Here is an 18,070-nt window from a genome sequence, read left to right on the forward strand (position 1 = left end):
GGGCGGACGGAGCGACGAACCGGCGGTGCGGCGGGTGCGGGACCGCCGGGCGGACCGGTGGAGGTGACGGGATGGACGGCGACGCGGTGGAGGTGACGGGATGAGCGGCGGCGATCTGGTCGTCATCGGCAACGGCATGGTCGGGCAGCGCTTCGTCGAGGCGCTGCGCGCCCGGGACCACGGCCGGCGCTGGCGGGTCACGGTGCTCGCCGAGGAGGGCCGGCCGGCGTACGACCGGGTGCGGCTCTCGGCCTTTTTCGACGGGGTCAGCGCCGAGGAGCTGAACCTGCACACCCCCGACGACGGAGTGGCGCTGCGCCTGGGCGAGCCGGCCACCGGGATCGACCGGGCGCGGCGGGTGGTGACCACGGCGACCGGCGAGCATCCGTACGACGCGCTGGTGCTCGCCACCGGCTCGTACGCCTTCGTGCCGCCGGTCGACGGCACGGACCTGCCGGGAGTGTTCGTCTACCGGACGCTGGACGACCTGGCGGGGATCCGGGCGCACGGCGCGGGCCGGCGGACCGGCGCGGTGATCGGCGGCGGCCTGCTCGGCCTGGAGGCGGCGAACGCGCTGCGGCTGCTCGGCCTGGCGACCAGCGTCGTCGAGTTCGCGCCCCGGCTGATGCCGGTACAGGTGGATGAGGCGGGCGGCGCGATGCTCCGACGCTACGTCGAGGAGCTGGGCGTCACCACGCACCTCGGCGTGGCCACCACCGCGCTCCGCCCCGGCCCGGACGGCGCGGTGGCGGGTCTGGAGCTCTCCGACGGCAGCACGGTCGACGCCGACCTGGTCGTCGTCGCCGCCGGCATCCGGCCCCGCGACGAGCTGGCCCGGGCCGCCGGGCTGGCGGTCGGCCCACGCGGCGGCGTGCTGGTGGACGCGACGTGCCGGACGGAGGACGAGCGGATCTGGGCGGTCGGCGAGTGCGCGGCCGTGGACGGCACCTGCCACGGCCTGGTCGCTCCCGGGTACGCGACGGCCGAGGTGGTCGCCGACCGGCTGCTCGACGGGGCGGCCACCTTCCCCGGCGCGGACACCGCCACCAAGCTCAAGCTGCTCGGCGTGGACGTGGCGTCGTTCGGCGACGCGCACGGCGCCACCCCGGGCTGCCTCGACGTCACCTTCACCGACCCGGCCACCCGGTCGTACGCGAAGCTGGTCCTCTCCGACGACGCGCGGACGCTGCTCGGCGGCGTGCTGGTCGGGGACGCGAGCGCCTACCCGACGCTGCGGGCCAGCGTCGGTGGGCCGCTGCCCGCTCCCCCGCTGGCCCTGCTGGCCCCGTCCGGCGAGAGCGGCGGCGGGGTGGCCGCGCTGCCCGGCGCGGCGCAGGTCTGCTCCTGCAACGCGGTGACCAGGGACGACATCGATGCGGCGATCGCCGGTGGCTGCGCGGACGTGCCGGCGCTGAAGGCGTGCACCCGGGCCGGCACGAGCTGCGGCTCCTGCGTGCCGATGCTGAAGCAGCTCCTCGACGCGGCCGGGGTGCAGCAGTCCACCGCGCTCTGCGAGCACTTCGACGCCAGCCGGCAGGAGCTGTTCGAGATCGTCCAGGTGCGCGGCATCCGCACCTTCTCCCAGCTCATCGCCGAGCACGGGCGCGGGCGGGGCTGCGACATCTGCAAGCCGGTGGTGGCCTCGATCCTCGCCTCGCTCGGCACCGGGCACGTCCTCGACGGCGAGCAGGCGTCGTTGCAGGACACCAACGACCACTTCCTGGCCAACCTGCAACGCGACGGCAGCTACTCGGTGGTGCCCCGGATCCCCGGCGGGGAGATCACCCCGGAGAAGCTGATCGTGATCGGTGAGGTGGCCCGGGACTTCCGGCTCTACACCAAGATCACCGGCGGGCAGCGGATCGACCTGTTCGGGGCCCGGGTCGAGCAGCTGCCGCAGATCTGGCGCCGGCTGGTCGACGCCGGCTTCGAGTCCGGCCACGCGTACGGCAAGGCGCTGCGCACGGTGAAGTCCTGCGTCGGCGAGACCTGGTGCCGGTACGGGGTGCAGGACTCGGTCGGGCTGGCCGTCGCGCTGGAGCTGCGCTACCGGGGCCTGCGCGCCCCGCACAAGATCAAGTCGGCGGTCTCCGGCTGCGCCCGGGAATGCGCCGAGGCGCGCAGCAAGGACTTCGGCATCATCGCCACCGAGACCGGCTGGAACCTCTACCTCGGCGGCAACGGCGGCTTCCGGCCCCGGCACGCCGACCTGTTCGCCACCGACCTGAGCACCGACGAGCTGGTCACCCTGATCGACCGGTTCCTGATGTTCTACATCCGCACCGCCGACCGGTTGCAACGCACCGCCGGCTGGATCGAGGCGCTGGAGGGCGGCCTCGACCACCTGCGCGCGGTCATCGTGGACGACTCCCTCGGGCTCTGCGCCGACCTCGACGCGGCGATGGCCCGGCACGTGGCGTCGTACTCCGACGAGTGGCGGGACGTCCTCGACGACCCGGACCGGCTGCGCCGGTTCACCTCCTTCGTCAACGCCCCGCACGTGCCGGACCCGTCCATCACCTTCGCGGTGGAGCGCGGCCAACCCGTACCGGCACGCGGGGCCCCGCCGGCGGCCGGCGCGGACCGCCGCCGCCAGCCGGTCGCGCTCGGCCTCCCGGAGGTACGCCGATGAGCGAGCACAGCGAGCGAATCAACCAGGTCAGCGCCGTGGCGGCTCGTCGCGGCGCCGAGCGGAGCGAGGTGACGCGATGAGCCCGACGAGCACGCTGGACTGGACGGCGGTCTGCCCCCTCGACCGGCTGGACCCCGACCGGGGCGTCGCCGCGCTGGTCGACGGCGTGCAGGTGGCGCTCTTCGTCACCGGCGGAGAGCTGTACGCGGTCGACAACCTCGACCCGGTCGGCGGCGCGTACGTGATGTCCCGGGGCATCGTGGGCAGCCGCGGCGGCGTGCCGACGCTCGCCTCCCCGCTGCACAAGCAGGTCTACGACCTGCGGACCGGGCGCTGCCTGGACCTGCCGGACGTGACGCTGCGGCGGCACGAGGCGCGCTGCCGGGACGGGGTGGTCGAGGTGCGGCTGCGACAGGAGGAGTGATGGCCGACGAACTGGCCGGCTTCACGATCGGGGTCACCGCGGACCGGCGGCGGGACGAGCTGGCCGCGCTGCTCCAGCGGCGCGGCGCCCGGGTGGTGCTCGCCCCGGCGCTGCGGATCGTGCCGCTGGCCGACGACACCGACCTGCGCGAGGCCACCCGGGCCTGCCTCGACCGACCGCCGGACATCCTGATGGCGAACACCGGCATCGGGATGCGGGGCTGGCTGGAGGCGGCCGAGGGCTGGGGGCTGGCCGAATCGCTGCGCTCGGTGCTCGGCCAGTCGTACGTGGTGGCCCGTGGGCCCAAGGCGCGCGGCGCGATCCGGGCCGCCGGCCTGCACGACCAGTGGTCGCCGGCCTCGGAGAGCTGCGAGGAGGTGGTGGAGCACCTGCGCCGGCGCGGGGTGGCCGGGCAGGTCATCGCGATGCAGCTGCACGGCGACCGGCAGCCGGAGTGCACCGCCGCGCTGGAGGACGCGGGGGCCACGGTGATCGAGGTGCCGGTCTACCGCTGGGCCGCGCCGACCGACCCGGCGCCGCTGCACCGGCTGATCGACCTGGTCGCCGGCCGGCTGGTGGACGCGGTCACGTTCACCTCCGCCCCGGCGGCGGAGGCCCTGCTGCGGGCGGCCGGGGACCGCACCGAGACGGTGCTGGAGGCGCTCCGCGGCGACGTGCTGGCCGGCTGCGTCGGCGCGGTCACCGCGGAGCCGCTGGTCCGGCGGGGGGTGCCGGTGAGCGCGCCGAGCCGGGCCCGGCTCGGCGCGCTGGTCCGCACGATCGTCGACGAGCTGCCGCGCCGGACGGTGAGCGTCAAGGCCGCCGGTCACCTGCTCACCCTGCGCGGGCACGCGGCCGTGGTCGACGGGGAGCTGCGCCCGCTGGCGCCGGCCCCGATGGCGGTGCTGCGGGCGCTGGCCCGGACCCCGGGCCGGGTGCTGTCGCGGACCGCCCTGCTCCGGACGCTCCCCCGGGGCGCCGACGAGCACGCGGTGGAGATGGCCGTGGCCCGGCTGCGGGCCGGTCTGCGCGCCCCGCGCGTGGTGCAGACCGTCGTCAAGCGCGGCTACCGGCTCCGGGTGGAATAAGCCGGAGGGGCCCTGCGGCGCCGTCTCCGGTGGCGGAGGCGGCGCCATGTCGACACGTACCCGGACCGCCCCGCACCGGGGCAGACTGCGTCAGCCGACCGGGGTCGGGAAGCCGCGGCCGTGCTCGGCCTGGAGGCGGAGCATGGCGTGCTCGACGACCGTCACCAGCACCTGCTTGACCGAGTCCCGCTGCCGCGCGTCGCACATCACCAGCGGCACGTCCGGCGAGATCGCCAGCGCCTCGCGGACCTCCTCCAGCTCGTAGTGCGGCGCGTCGTCGAACCGGTTCAGCGCCACCACGTACGGCAGGTTGCGGTTCTCGAAGTAGTCGAGCGGGGCGAAGGCGTCGGTGATCCGCCGGGTGTCGACCAGCACCGCGGCGCCCACCGCGCCCCGGATGATCTCGTCCCACATGAACCAGAAGCGGGTCTGGCCCGGCGTGCCGAAGAGGTAGAGGATCAGGTCCTGGGCCATGGTGATCCGGCCGAAGTCCATGGCGACCGTGGTGGTCTCCTTGCCGGGCACCTTCGACGGATCGTCGATGCCCACCCCGGCGGCCGTCATCAACGCCTCGGTGGTCAGCGGAGTGATCTCGGAGATCGCTCCGACCAGGGTCGTCTTGCCGACGCCGAAGCCACCCGCGACCACGATCTTCGCGGAGATGATCTCCCGGCTGCGGCGCGCCCCGGCGGGGTCATAATTCGCGAAGTCCACTTAGCACCCTTCCAAGCAGGTTCATCCGCTCCTCGAATCCCTCGGCGGGAGCGGCGGTGTGTAGCGTCAGCAGGCCCTCGGCCACCATGTCGGCGACCAGCACCCGGGCGACGCCCAGCGGCATCCGGGTGTACGCGGCGACCTCCGCGAGTGACTGTGCCCGGCCCTCGCAGACCGTGGCGATGCGGTGCTTGTCGTGCCCGGCGAACCGCGCCTCGGCCACCTGGGTGGGTGTGCACGACAGCACCGCCTCCAGGGCGATGTTCTGCAGCGGCTCGGTGCGGCCACGGGTGACCGCGTACGGTCGCACCAGCGCGCCGCGCGGGTCCCGCCGTGGTTCCATCTCGCGATCACCTCCCTCCGTACGGAGCCGGTCCGGCTCCGGATCACCAAGTCACGCCGGCCCCGGTCAGGACCGGACGGCGTCCCGGGGCAGCGGCACCAGGGCCGCACCCACCCGCTCCACCAGCAGCGCCATCTCGTAGCCCACCTGGCCGACGTCGCAGCTGCGCGCGGCGAGCACCGCCATCGACGAGCCGTCGCTGATCGACATCAGGAACAGGTATCCGCTGTCCATCTCGATCACGGTCTGGAGCACTCCGCCCGCGCTGAACATCCGCGCCGCACCCTCGGTCAGGCTCACCACGCCGGACGTGATCGCGGCGAGCTGGTCCGCCCGGTCCCCGGGCAGGTCCCGGGAGGAGGCGAGCAACAGCCCGTCCGCGGACACCGCCACCACGTGGGCGATGCCCGCCACGCTGTCAGCGAAGTTGGTGAGCAGCCAACCCATGTCCTGCATGGCCGCTGGCCTGTTCATCGGTTCGTCTCCTTGATCGAGGTGCTGTTCAGGTCCGCGCCGGCCGTCCGACCCCGCTGCACACCGCGGTGGTAGGCCGACAGCAGGCCGCGTACTTCGTCGGGCGTGCGCCGGCTCTGGGGCCGGCCCCCCTTCGGCTCGATGCCGCCGGGGACGAGCTGGGCCTGCGGCACCCGCTTCGGCAGACCGGAGCGGGTGGTCCCGCCGGTGGTCGGCTCGGCGGCCCGGGTCGCCCGCGACCAGCCGTCGTCGGCCGCCGTCCGCCAGGCGTCCGGGTCCACCGCAGGCGGCGCCGACGCCGGCGCGGAGACCGGTGGCACGGGCGGGGGTGCGGCCGCGGCGGGCGGCGCGGACGACGCCGACGGCGGGGTGTACGGCGGCGGCGACGAGGCCAGGCCCGACGCCTGGGCGCCCGGGGTACGGGTCGGCAGCGGCGGCCGCGACGCTGCGGCGACCGGCTGCTGCGCGCCCGGGGCCGGGTCGTCGTCGAACCGGGGCCGGGTGAAGATCGTCGTCTCGTCGTCACCGTGGGAGCGGAACCAGACCGCCTCCATCTCCCGGAAGATCGGCGCCTCGGCCGGCTGTTCCGGCCGGGCGACCACCGGGGCGGCCGGGGGCGGAGCCACCGGCGCCGGCGGCGTCAGGGGCGACAACGGGGCCGGGCCGGCCGCGGCGGCGCCGCCAAGCCCCGCGATCGGACCCACCGGCAGCCCCGAGGTGCCCGGACCGGCGATCTCCCCGCCCGAGGTCCGCTTCGGCAGCGGGTCGATGGCGGGGTAGGCGACGGTGGGCGTACCGACCGAGAGGCCGCCGCTGGAGACGGGGGCCGGCGGCGGGGGCGCGGCCGGCGTGGTGGCCGGCATGGTGGGCAGGCTCGGCAGCGCGCCGGTGGAGCCGCCCACCTGCACCGCGGGGCCGGGGTCCCGCGCCTCGGTCGGCCCCTGCCAGCGCGCCGGCGCGGGCGTCGCGGTATGCCACTGATCGGTCAGGGTGGCCGCGGCGGTACGCCCGGCGACGGCCAGCGGGTCGGCGTGGCCGACCGGGGAGAGCGGCGCCTGCTCGACGGCCAGCGGCTGGCGTGGCCGGGCCAGCGGCGCCGGGTCGTGGCCCCGGCTGGCCGGCAGCACCACCGTGGAGTTCGGCAGGGTCACCTGGGCGACCGTCCCGCCCTCCACGTTGCGCCGCAGCTCGACGCGGATGCCGTAGCGGGAGGCGAGCCGACTCACCACGGCGAGGCCCATCAGCCGGAACGCGGCCACGTCCACCGTCGGCGGGGCGGCCAGCCGCCGGTTCAGCGAGTCGAACTGCTCGTCGGTGAGGCCCAGACCGCGGTCCTCCACCTGGATCAGCACGTAGTCCCGGATCCGCCGGCCGTCGGCCACCACGGTGGTGTTCGGCGGGGAGAACCGGGTGGCGTTGTCCAGCAGCTCGGCGACCAGCCGGACCACGTCGTTGACCGCGTGCGCGGAGACCGAGACGTCGGTGTCGACCGTGCCGAACTCGATACGGTTGTAGAGCTCCACCTCGGACTGGGCGGCCCGCAGCACGTCCACCAGGAGCGCGTCGTCGCGGCGCGGCACGGCCGAGTCGGCCCCGGCCAGCACCAGCAGGTTCTCGTCGTTGCGGCGCATCCGGGTGGCCAGGTGGTCGAGCTCGAAGAGCTGGGCGAGGCGCTTCGGGTCCTCCTCGCCGCGCTCGATCGCGTCCAGCTCGCCGATCATCCGGTCGACCAGGGTCTGACTGCGCCGGGCCAGGTTGAGGAACATGGCCGAGACGCTGGTACGTAGCGCGGCCTGCTCGGCCGCCACCCGGACGGCCTCCCGGTGCACCACGTTGAAGGCCACCGCCACCTGGCCGACCTCGTCGCGATTGCTGAGCTGGATCGGGTCCCGGACCTGCTGGACGATCTCCTCCACCCCGCCGTCGCCGATGGCGCCGATGTTCTGCAGGCGGCTGACCGCCTCCGGCAGGTCGTGGTTGGCCACCGCCAGGGCACCCTCCCGCAGCCGGCGCAGCGAGTGGTTGAGCGAGCGGGCGAGCACCACGGCGAGGGTCACCGCGATGAGCAGGGTGAGCAGCACGAGCGCCGTCTCGACGACCGCCTGCCGGAGGACCTCCGTACGCGCCGCGTCGGCGTCGGCCAAGAGCCGGTCCTGGAGCTGGATCTCGGCCCACCGCATCAGGTCGTTCACCGCGCCGATGGCGGCGGAGGCGTCGTCCCGGGTAACCAGTGGGCGCTGCCCGACCGACCGGGACAGGTCGGCCGCGACCCGGTCGGAGAGCTGCACCGCGTCGCCGGACACCATGCTGTCGACCAGGCTCCGCTGCTCCGGCTCGGCGGCGCGCGAGAAGGAGAGCAGCGCCTCCTGCTGGCTGGTCAGGGTCGCCACGAAGGAGGAGAACTGCTCCTCGTCGAGCCGCCCGGAGGCCAGCGCGGTGAAGGCCACCGCCTGCTCCTCGGCGACCGCCGCCTTGGCGTGGGCGAAGGCGGCCACCGCCCGGCGGGCGTCGGCCAGACTCTCCCCGCCGGACTGCTGGGCGAGGGTGTCGCCGTACGAGACGAGGTCGGTCAGGATGATGCCGTAACGCAGGCTCGCCTCGGCCACCGGCATCTGCTGCCGGTCCAGCACCTCCTGCCGGGTGCCGTTCAACGTCGCCAGGTGGTCGTCGATGACCTTGAGCCGGTCCCGGACCGAGGCCGGCAGCTCGCCGAGCTGGCCGCGCTCCTCCCGGTACGCCGTGACCCGCTCGTCGGTGCGGCGGACCCGCAGGTTGTAGTCGTCCGGCTTCTGGTCGGGCGCGGCCAGGTAGACGGCGGCGGCCATCCGCTCCTTGTGCAGGTCCTGGCCGAGCGCCGAGATGTCGATCGAGAGCGCGGTGAGGGAGCGGATCCGGGTGGCGTCGTAGGCACCCTCACCGACCGAGACGAGTCGGACAGTCGCCAGTGCGATGACAGCGGCGACCGGGACGACCAGGATGAGGGCGAGCTTGGAGCGGATCCGCGCGTCCCGCAGCCGGGGCAGCCGCCGTCGCCGGTTCCGCAGGTCGGCACCGGGGCTCTCGGGCAGGGTCGTAGGTCCGGTGCTCACGACATCGCCTCCGTCGTTTCTTCCACGCCTGACCCGCCGACCCGTGCCTGGTGCAGCGGCCAGCGCCACGCGCGGCACGGCCGCGATTTCATCAGAGAAGATCCCGTTTGGGAAGCCGCAGTGAGGCAGGAAACGGTCGGCGGGCACTCAAGCCGGTCTCCGGTCAACTATTACCTTCATTTCCCCAGCCCTCTGAACAGGGCATGTACATCCTGAGTGGTCGGCGGACGCTGCAAAGTGAGCGACGGTAAACATTCGATGTCCCCACCATGTGAGATGAGTGTCCCGAAACAGCTCCCGGCTTCCGCGCTTGACCCCAGGGCCCCGCGTTGGCAAGGTTTTGCAGGCTTCGCGCACACCGTACGGCAGACCAATCCCGTTCTCCACTGAGGACGGACAAGCGGCGGTGATCGGGCATAGCCCGCGCCGCACCTGGAGGACTGAGTTGAGCCCCATCCGCTCCGCGAGCATCGCGGCGCTCGCATCGGCCGTGCTGGCCACCACGCTCACCGGCTGCCAGTTCGGCGAGGAGCAGCGGGACACCAGCCCGATCGTCATCGCCGCGGACCTCGAACTCTCCGGCGCCTCGGCACCGGTTGGCAAGGTGTACCAACGGGCGCTGGAACTGAAGATCGAGCAGTTGAACTCCTCCGGCGCGCTGGGTGGCCGGAAGATCGAGTTCAAGGTGAAGGACAACCGCTCGGACGCCGCCGAATCCTTGCGCAACATCAACGATTTCAGCAACGACTCCAACGTCAGCGCCATCATCATGGGCGGCTGCAACGAATGCGCGGTAGGTGCCGTACGCACGATCGGCGAGAAGCGCATTCCGACGATCGCACTCGCCGCCGCCGGCGCCGTCACCGAGCCGGTCGCCCAGCGCCGGTACGTCTTCAAGCTGGCCCCCAACGCGGCCGACAGCGCCGGCGCGCTCACCACCGAGTTGACCCGCCGCAACATCCGCAAGGTGGCCGTGCTGCACAGCGCCGACAACTACGGGCAGGAGGGGCTGACCGCGCTGCGCGGCGAATTCACCAAGGCCGGCATCCGGCTGCTCCGCGCCGAGGCCGTACGCACCACCGACACCGACGTGACCAACCAGGTCGCGGCGCTGGTGGAGCCGGAGCCGCAGGCGCTGATCGTCTGGACGCCGCCGGAGCAGGCGTCGCTCGCCGCCGCCAGCGCCCGGCAGGCCAAGTTCGTCGGGTCGCTCTTCTTCGACGCGTCGGCCGCGGGCGAGCTCTTCCTCGGCGGCGCGGCGCGGACCACCGAGAAGGCGACCCTGATCTTCACCCAGACCATGGTGATCGACGACGTCATCGCCACCACCCCGGCCAAGGCGGCCCGCCGCCAGTGGTTCCAGGACTACACCGCGCGCTTCGGCGGGTACAACGGCTTCTCGTCCTTCGCCGCGGACGCGGTCCAGCTCATCGCGAACGCCGAGCTGCGCGCCGGCGGGGAGCCCGGCCGGGTGGACCGGGACGGCCTCCGCGACGTCCTGGAGACGTCGCAGCTGGACGGCCTCTCCGGCCCGATCCGGATGACCCCGGACAACCACTCCGGCCTGATGCCTCAGGCGCTGACGACCCTGGTCGCCCGCGGCGGCCGCTGGCGCCTGGCCGGCTGAGCTCGTCGAGATCCTGGCGGGAAGCGGTCCCGGAAGGGCCACCTCCCGCCAGGATCTCCCCGGTCAGCGGGACGAGGTGGTGGCGCGCACCCAGGGAAGGGCGAGGCGCTCGACGAGGCCGAGGGCGGAGTAGAGCAGGATGCTCATCACCGCGATCAGCACGATCGCCGCCCAGGCCGTCGCGGTGTCCCCGATCCCGTTGTACTGGAGGATCTGGTAGCCCAGCCCCGGCTTGTCCGAGTAGAACTCCCCGATCACCGCGCCGATCGCGGCGAGCGGCATCGCCACCTTCAGCCCGACGAAGATCTGCGGCAGGGCGGCCGGGAAGCGCACCTTGCGGAACGACTGCCACCAGGAGGCGTTCAGCGACCGGGCCAGCTCGGCCAGGTCGGCCGGGGTGGTGGTCAGCCCGGTCGCGGTGGAGAGCACGATCGGGAAGAAGCAGAGCAGGAACACCATGGTCAGGATCGGCTTCTGACCCCAGCCCACCGAGACCACCAGCAGCGGGCCGAGCGCGATCTTCGGCACCGCGTTGATCGCCACCAGCAGCGGCGCGCACATCCGCTCCACCCGCCGGGAGGCGGCCAGCGCCATGCCGATCAGCACGCCGGCCACCGAGGAGAGCAGGAAGCCGAGGACGGTCATCGCGATGGTGATCCCCAGCGCCGGCAGCAGCACGTCGCTCGTCCCGGTCAGCGCGTTCCAGACCAGCTGCGGCGGCGGCAGGGACGCCGGATGGACCAGGTGCAGGCCCGACGTCACCGTCCACCAGACCGTCACCGCGATCAGCAGCCCGAGCGCCGGCAGCCCCACCGTCGCCGGGCGTACGCCGCCCCGACGCGACCCGGTCGGCTCCGGCGCGGACTGGTCCGGCGCCAGCGTCCCAGCCCGGGCCCCGGTCAACTCCGTCAACGTGTCCTCCTCTGCTCCGCCGGCCTCACGACCGGCACACGAAGGGGGGTGCGCCCCGCCGGAACCCCGGCGGGCCGCACCCCCGTTGTCCGAGTCGACCGGTCAGGCCTTCGGCGCGAGGTTGAAGTCGATGATCTGGTCGGGGGTCAGATTCTGCTTGAGCGCGCCCGCGCCCTGCAGCAGGGCGATGCTCTTGGCGACCCGGCCGCTGTCCAGGGTGCCCAGCGCGGTGCCGGAGTTGCTGGACCGGACGTACGCGGCCATCAGCTGCAGCTCGGCGGCGGCCGCGGCCGGGTTGGTGGCGTCCACGTTCTTCTTCAGGATGTTCGCCGCCTCCTCCGGGTTGGCCAGGGCGTACTCCAGGCCCTTGAGCAGCGCCTCGGTGAAGCGCTTGACCATCTCCGGCTTCTCCTTGGCGATCTTCGTCGAGGTGATCAGCGCGTTGCCGTAGAGGTCCTGCATGACGTTGCTGTACGGGAGCACGACCGGCTTCTTCTTGGTCACCGCCTCGACGGTCGGCTGACCGACCACGAACTGGCCGATGCCGTCGACCGAGCCGGAGGCGAGCGTGCCCATCAGCGTCTGCGGCTCACCGTTGACCCAGGTCACCTTGCTGGCGTCGACGCCGGCCAGCTTGGCGTACGTGGGGAAGAGGTTGCGCACGACGGAGCTGGGGGTGTCGGCGAGCTTCTTGCCCTCCAGGTCCTTCGGCGTGGCGATGTTCTTGCCCTCGACCGAGACGATGGCGGCCATGGTGCGCTGCTGGATCGCCGCCACCGCGACGAAGTCCTTGGCCTGGCCGTTGCCGAGCTGGAGGATGCCACCGGTGAGGTCGATCGGGCCGAAGTCCGCCTGGCCGCCGACGATGGTCTGGATGACGGAGCCGGTGCCCTGGCCGGGCTTGATCTCCACGTCGAAGCCGGCGTCCTTGAAGAAGCCCTTCTCCTTCGCCACCCAGGCGTAGGAGTCACGGCCGAAGTTGCCGAACGAAGTGAGATAGGTCACCTTCTCGATCCCGACGGCACCCGCGTTCTTGGCGTCGTCGGACTTGTCCGAGCCGCTGCTGCAGGCGGAGACCAGGGCGAGGGCGGTGGCCAGCGCGGCCGCGGCGACCGTACGGGTCAGCCTTCTCATCAGTGCACCATGTCCTTTCCGACCAGGTCGTCTTCACCCGGACGGGTCGTGGGTCCGACGGTGCCGGCAGGAGGGGCGGCCGACGGGACCGTCGTGAGGGGACTATTCGCGGGCACAGCGTACGAGAAGGCCAGCTTCGCCAGACCGCGCGTATCGGTTGCGGAACGGAAACGAAGTTGCGTGACGGAAACCGACAGACGTCCACTCCGGACGGTGCTATGGGGACGGCGGCCGGTTACCCTTGCCGGACTCGTGATCGTCGAGCGGGAGGGAGCCGGCCGGAGATGATCAAGCTGTCCGCGGTGTCCCGCACCTTCGACGGCCGCTCAGGTCGCGTCGAGGCGCTGCGCGGCATCGACCTCGACGTCGCGGAGGGCGAGTTCGTCGCCGTCCTCGGCCGCTCCGGCTGCGGCAAGTCCACCCTGCTCCGCATGATCGCCGGGCTGCTGCCGGTCACCGAGGGCGAGATCAGCGTGGCCGGCACGCCGATCACCCGGCCCCGCCGCGACATCGCCATGCTGTTCCAGCGGCCCGCCCTGCTGCCCTGGCGCTCGGTGCTGGACAACGTCCTGCTCCCGGTCGAGATCTTCGGCTGGAGCCGGGCGAAGCACCGCGAGCGGGCCCGGGAGCTGCTGGACCTGGCCGGCCTCGGCGGCTTCGAGAAGCGCCTGCCACACGAACTCTCCGGCGGCATGCAGCAGCGCGTCTCGCTGTGCCGGTCGCTGATCGGCGAACCGCGGGTGATGCTGATGGACGAGCCCTTCTCGGCGCTCGACGCGCTCACCCGGGAAGAGCTCTCCGGCGAACTCCAGCGGGTGCACATGGAGACGAAGGCGACCATCGTCTTCGTCACCCACTCGATCGACGAGGCGGTGCTGCTCGCCGACCGGGTCGTCGTGCTCAGCCCCCGCCCCGGTCGGATCCGCAAGATCCTCGAGGTGGACATCCCCCGGCCCCGCACCCTCGGTCGCAACGCCCACCTGGCCGAGGTGGCCCAGGTCAGCGCCGACCTGCACGAGCTGTTGATGGAACGGGACGCCCCGGTCGTCCCGGCGCAGGCCGGAGACGCGGCGGCCGACCCGGCGCAGCAGACGCCGGCGGAGTCCGGCACGGGAGGACGGTGACCATGCGGGTGTCGGTCTTCACCGAACCGCACCGCGGGGCCAGCTACGACGACCAGCTCCGGTTCGCCCGGCTGGTCGAGGCGGCCGGGTTCGAGGGCTTCCTCCGCGCCGACCACTACCAGTCGATGGGCGACGACCCCGGCCTGCCCGGACCCACGGACGCCTGGCTGACCCTGGCCGGGCTGGCCCGGGAGACCTCCCGGATCCGGCTCGGCACGCTGGTCAGCTCGGCCACCTTCCGGCTCCCCGGGCCCCTCGCGGTGATGGTCGCCCAGGTCGACCAGATGAGCGGGGGCCGGGTCGAGCTGGGCATCGGCGCCGGCTGGTACGAGCGGGAACACCTCTCGTACGGCATCCCCTTCCCCCCGGTGGCCGAGCGGTTCGACCGGCTGGCCGAACAGCTCGAGATCATCACCGGGCTGTGGCGCACCCCGCCCGGCGAGACGTACAGCTTCACCGGTGACCACTACCGGCTGGTGGACGCGCCCGCGCTGCCCAAGCCGGTGCAGCGGCCCGGCCCGCCGGTGATCGTCGGCGGCCGCGGCCCCAAGCGCACCCCGGAGCTGGCCGCCCGGTACGCCGACGAGTTCAACATGCCGTTCAAGAGCGTCGCCGAGACGGCTGCCGCGTACGAGCGGGTGGCCGAGGCGTGCCAGCGCACCGGCCGTACGGAGTCCGGGCGGGCGCCGCTGGTGCTCTCCGCCGGCGTCGTGGTGGCGATCGGCCGGACCGACGCGGAGGCGCAGCGGCGGGCCGCGCCGCTGCACGTCAAGAGCGCCCTGCCGCCGGAGGACCCGGTGGTCGGCTCCCCGGCGCAGCTGGTCGACCGGCTCGGCGAGTTCGCCGCGATCGGCGCCACCCGGGTGCACCTGCGGCTGATCGACTTCGCCGACCTCGACCACCTGGAGCTCATCGCCGCCGACGTGCTCCCGCAGCTGGACGGAGTCCGATGACCGAACTCGCCCACGACGTCGAACTCGGCCCGGTGGGCCAGGAGATCGTCTACGAGAACGACCGGGTGCGGGTCTGGCACATCCGGCTGGAGCCGGGCGAGCGGCAGCCGCTGCACCGGCACGATCACCCGTACCTGGTGGTGGCGATCCAGGGAGCGAAGAACGTGGTGCAGACCGTCGACGGCACCCGGATCGACGCCGACGAGCCGACCGGCGGGGTGGTCTACCGCGACCCGGGCGCCGTGCACATGCTCACCAACGTCGGGGACACGACCTATCTGGCCCGCCTGGTCGAGCTGAAGTAGCCACGCCGGAGGTACGCGCCGCGCCGAGCTGCGTCAAGGTGGCGATCGGGCGCACCGGGCCGTAACGTGCCCGACATGGCCTTTCGGACGTGGGGCAGGCTGCTGCTCACGGCGCTCGGGGTGAGCGCGCTGGCCGGGGCCGGCCAGCTCGGCATCGCGTACGGGTTCGGCATCGTGCGCCTCAACGGCGCGTTCACCGACGGCTCCGTCAACCGGTGGCCCGCCCAGCTCGTCTGGGTGGCCTGGTTCGCGGCGGTCGCCGCGGTGGCCGGCGCCGTCGGCACCGAACGTCTCGCCCGCCGGGACGGCGTCCCGGGCGGCACCACCGAACAGTTCTCGGTCGCCGGGGCCGCCGCGCTCGGCGCGATCGTCGTCGCGCCTTTGTGCATGCAGCCCGCCCGCGCGGCCGAGTTCGGCGGCACGGTCGATCCGGTCTGGGCGGTCGGCATCTGCGCCATCCTCGGCGCGGTGGTCGGCGCCGGGGCGGCGCTCGCCGTACTGCCGAACCCGCCGCTGGGCTGGAACATCGCGATGACGGGCGGCCTCCTCTGGCTGCTCGCGCTGGTCTCGGTAGCGCCGGCGCTGGCCTCGACCGGGCCGCTGGCCACCGCACGCCTCGGGGTCCTGGAACCGTCGTGGCTGGACACCGCGACGGCCCAGCGCCTGGCCATGCTGCTGCTGCCAACGGTGGCCCTGCTCGCGGGCGCGGCGGTCGGCGCGCTGGCCCGCCGTCGCGGCCACCCGCCGCTGGTCGGCGGCGCCGCGGGCGCGGCCGGCCCGGCCCTGGTGGCGTTCGCCTACCTGACCGCCGGCCCGGGCGACGCGGCCGACCGGTACCAGCTCGCGCCCTACTACGGGGCGCTCATCGCGGTCGCCGCCGGCGCGCTCGGCTCGACGGCCGCCACCGTGCTGCGCCGGCCGGCGGGGGTGCCGGCGACCGGCGCCATCGAGCCGACCGACATCCTCCAGCCCCTCCCGACCGGGCCCGCCCCCGCTTATGCGGGGGCTCCGCTGGACCGGGCGGAGGACGGCCCGGCCACGGCCGACCGGAGCCACGCCGGAGCGCCGACCACGGCCGCGGGCGGCAGCACCGTCGACCTCGACCGCTATCCGGCCGCCCGGGACACCGCCCCGGCCGGCGCCGGTCGACCCATCCCCGCGCACTGGGACTGGCCGGTGGCGCCGAGCGGCACGCCGACGCCGGCACCCGCCGGCCTCGCCCGACCGGCCACCGGCCGGGCCGCCCGTTCCGACGACGATCGGGGCCCGGCCACCACCCCCGTCCCGGCCACCACCAAGGACCGCGACCTCGCGACCCCGTCGCTGGTACCGGCCGACGACCGCGGCCCCGCGACCCCGCCCGTGGTACCCGCCGACGACCGCGGCCTCACGACCCCGGTTACCGTTTCCGCCGCCGACGACCGCGACCTCGCGACCCCGTCCGTGCTGTCCGCCGACGACCCTGGCCTCGCGGCCTCGGTTCCCGTCCCCGCCGCCGAGGATGACCCGGGCCGCCTGGCCGGCGCTCCGGCTCCCGGCGCCGTGGCCCGCGACCGCACCGTCGGCCCGCCGGCCGTGATCGGGGCGGGCGGGGCCGGTCCGGTGATCGAACGGGACGCCGACGACCCGGCCCAGAGCCTGCCGGCGCCCACCCCGCTCTCGTCGGCGAGGCGCATCTCGGCCATCGACGTGGTCGCCGCCGGCCGGACATCCGCCCCGCAGGCGACGCGACCCGCAGCCGGGATCGTGCCGCCCGCCCCGGCGACACCTACGCCCGGGACAGCGACGCCCGCCGCCTGGACCGAGGCAGCGGCACCCACGTTCGGGCATGCGGCCAACGCCCCGTCGACCCAGGCAGCGGCACCCGCACCCTCGGCCAGGACGGCGACGACCGCACCCCCGGCCAAAACGACGACGACCGCACCCTCGGCCGGGACGGCGACGCCCACGGCAGACGTCGCGGCTCCCGGCCCGGGCGTCCCGGCGCCGGCCGCCACCCGAAGGGGCGGAGCGGCCACGCCCGACGTCGAGGTGTCGGCTCGCACGCCGGAGACCGACGCGCCCCGACGCGGAGCCGAGACGCCGGACGGCGCCGCCCTGACCGGGCTGGCCGGTATGGCGGCCGACGCCCCGGCGTCCCGGTCCGGCTCGGCCGCCGGCTCCGGGTCGGCCTCCCCGGCGCCGTCGACGGGCCGGCCGAAGCGGGCCCGCAAGGCGCGGGCGGCCGCCAGCGGGTCGGCCGAGCCGACCCCCACGTCCGCCACCGATCTCCCCCCGGCCGCCGCCGCCGGAGAGCCCCGTACCCCCGGCCGGTCCACCGCCGGCAAGGAGGCCACCACCGCCGGAGAGCCCCGTACCGCCGGCCGGTCCACCACCGGCAAGGAGGCCACCGCCGCCGCACAGTCCCGTACCGCCGGGCGGTCCACCGTTGACGACGAGGCCACTGCCGCGGACCGGGCCGAGACCGCCGGTCCGTCCGGTGCCACCGGCTGGGCCGGCGGCGCGCCGGGGTCCGCGACGGGCACCGGCCGATCCGGCGGGAGCGTGCCGACCTCGCCGCCCGCCGGCCCGGCGCACCTGTCGCCGGCGACGCCCGACGACGCTCCGGCGGAGGCCGAACATGGCTTCTCGCCGCGGCCCCGCATCCCGATCTTCGAGGACGCGGATCGGCGCGGCGACGTGCGGCCGGCCTGGCCGATCGCGCCCGCGCCGGTGTGGCCGGCCACTCCCCGGCAGGCCGCCGCGCCGACCGGGTCCACGACGGACGCCGCCGACGACGAGGCGAACGGCACCCCGGTCGAGCCGGCGCCGCGCCCCCGGCACCGCGCGCTGCCCGACCTGGACGGGGCGGCGAGTTGGGATGCCCTGGCGAACGCGCGGCGCGCGGTCGGGCCGAACGCGGTCGAGTCGGCGCCGGCCGATTCGCCCGTCCCCGCGCACCAGGCCGACGACCCGGAGCGGGAGCCGGACGACCAGTCCCCGGCTGCGGGCGGCGGAGGCGAGGAGGCCGGCGCCGGGAAGTCCCGGCCCCGCCGTGGCCTGTTCCGCCGGAACCGCGCGAAGGGCGGCGAGGAGCGCACGACGGAGCGGAACACCCGCGAGTCGGAGCCGGTGCCGGCGCACGACGAGGAGTACGTCGACTGGGTCAGCGGACTGGGCCGGCCAGCCGCGGAGAGCGACTCCGGTTCGCTGCGTACCGGCCGGCACCACCGGGACTGACCGGTACGCCGGTCGGGCCGACCACACGGGAC

At 74.4% G+C, this 18,070-nt stretch carries 14 protein-coding genes; 8 read left to right on the forward strand and 6 right to left on the reverse strand.

Annotated elements, in window-relative coordinates; all coding sequences use genetic code 11:
- Positions 1-100 precede the first annotated feature (100 nt).
- From nirB to EV384_RS34380, 3 genes are all read left to right on the forward strand, one after another.
- Positions 101-2,632: a nitrite reductase large subunit NirB gene (nirB, locus tag EV384_RS34370; protein WP_130340056.1), complete on the forward strand. Its 2,532-nt coding sequence runs from the start codon at positions 101-103 to the stop codon at positions 2,630-2,632.
- Positions 2,633-2,708: 76 nt separating this feature from the next.
- Positions 2,709-3,056: a nitrite reductase small subunit NirD gene (gene nirD / locus EV384_RS34375; RefSeq protein WP_130340058.1), complete on the forward strand. Its 348-nt coding sequence runs from the start codon at positions 2,709-2,711 to the stop codon at positions 3,054-3,056.
- The gene (locus EV384_RS34380) at positions 3,056-4,144 is read left to right on the forward strand and encodes a uroporphyrinogen-III synthase (RefSeq protein ID WP_130340060.1); all 1,089 of its coding nucleotides are present in this window, start codon (positions 3,056-3,058) and stop codon (positions 4,142-4,144) included. The genes nirD and EV384_RS34380 overlap by 1 nt, the downstream gene beginning before the upstream one ends.
- A gap of 90 nt (positions 4,145-4,234) precedes the next feature.
- Here the strand turns inward: EV384_RS34380 and EV384_RS34385 are convergent, their stop codons facing one another.
- From EV384_RS34385 to EV384_RS34400, 4 genes are all read right to left on the reverse strand, one after another.
- Positions 4,235-4,858 (reverse strand): GTP-binding protein, encoded by a 624-nt coding sequence (locus tag EV384_RS34385; protein ID WP_130340062.1) that lies wholly within the window; start codon positions 4,856-4,858, stop codon positions 4,235-4,237.
- The gene (locus tag EV384_RS34390; RefSeq protein WP_130340064.1) at positions 4,839-5,201 is read right to left on the reverse strand and encodes a DUF742 domain-containing protein; all 363 of its coding nucleotides are present in this window, start codon (positions 5,199-5,201) and stop codon (positions 4,839-4,841) included. Before EV384_RS34390 ends, EV384_RS34385 begins: the two co-directional genes overlap by 20 nt.
- A gap of 66 nt (positions 5,202-5,267) precedes the next feature.
- Positions 5,268-5,675: a roadblock/LC7 domain-containing protein gene (locus tag EV384_RS34395; RefSeq protein ID WP_007465177.1), complete on the reverse strand. Its 408-nt coding sequence runs from the start codon at positions 5,673-5,675 to the stop codon at positions 5,268-5,270.
- Positions 5,672-8,764, reverse strand: a complete 3,093-nt coding sequence (locus tag EV384_RS34400; protein WP_130340066.1) for a sensor histidine kinase — start codon at positions 8,762-8,764, stop codon at positions 5,672-5,674. Before EV384_RS34400 ends, EV384_RS34395 begins: the two co-directional genes overlap by 4 nt.
- Positions 8,765-9,209: 445 nt before the next feature.
- Between EV384_RS34400 and EV384_RS34405 the strand changes: the two genes are divergently transcribed.
- Entirely contained in the window at positions 9,210-10,391 is a 1,182-nt protein-coding gene (locus EV384_RS34405) for an ABC transporter substrate-binding protein (protein WP_130340068.1), read from the forward strand.
- Positions 10,392-10,454: 63 nt separating this feature from the next.
- Here the strand turns inward: EV384_RS34405 and EV384_RS34410 are convergent, their stop codons facing one another.
- Together EV384_RS34410 and EV384_RS34415 are read right to left on the reverse strand one after the other, a co-directional pair.
- The gene (locus EV384_RS34410) at positions 10,455-11,270 is read right to left on the reverse strand and encodes an ABC transporter permease (RefSeq protein ID WP_130340976.1); all 816 of its coding nucleotides are present in this window, start codon (positions 11,268-11,270) and stop codon (positions 10,455-10,457) included.
- Positions 11,271-11,405: 135 nt separating this feature from the next.
- On the reverse strand, positions 11,406-12,437 hold the full coding sequence (locus tag EV384_RS34415) for an ABC transporter substrate-binding protein (RefSeq protein WP_130340070.1): 1,032 nt from the start codon (positions 12,435-12,437) through the stop codon (positions 11,406-11,408).
- A 284-nt stretch (positions 12,438-12,721) separates the two neighbouring features.
- Between EV384_RS34415 and EV384_RS34420 the strand changes: the two genes are divergently transcribed.
- From EV384_RS34420 to EV384_RS34435, 4 genes are all read left to right on the forward strand, one after another.
- A complete protein-coding gene (locus tag EV384_RS34420) occupies positions 12,722-13,561 on the forward strand; it encodes an ABC transporter ATP-binding protein (protein ID WP_242624413.1) in 840 nt (279 codons plus the stop codon).
- Positions 13,562-13,563: 2 nt separating this feature from the next.
- Positions 13,564-14,514, forward strand: coding sequence for an LLM class F420-dependent oxidoreductase (locus EV384_RS34425; RefSeq protein ID WP_130340977.1), 951 nt, complete (start codon positions 13,564-13,566; stop codon positions 14,512-14,514).
- Positions 14,511-14,819, forward strand: coding sequence for a cupin domain-containing protein (locus EV384_RS34430; RefSeq protein WP_130340072.1), 309 nt, complete (start codon positions 14,511-14,513; stop codon positions 14,817-14,819). Before EV384_RS34425 ends, EV384_RS34430 begins: the two co-directional genes overlap by 4 nt.
- A 75-nt stretch (positions 14,820-14,894) precedes the next feature.
- The gene (locus EV384_RS34435; protein ID WP_130340074.1) at positions 14,895-18,038 is read left to right on the forward strand and encodes a hypothetical protein; all 3,144 of its coding nucleotides are present in this window, start codon (positions 14,895-14,897) and stop codon (positions 18,036-18,038) included.
- Positions 18,039-18,070: the final 32 nt, after the last annotated feature.

It is taken from the genome of Micromonospora kangleipakensis, from assembly GCF_004217615.1.
Taxonomy (GTDB): Bacteria; Actinomycetota; Actinomycetes; order Mycobacteriales; family Micromonosporaceae; genus Micromonospora; species Micromonospora kangleipakensis.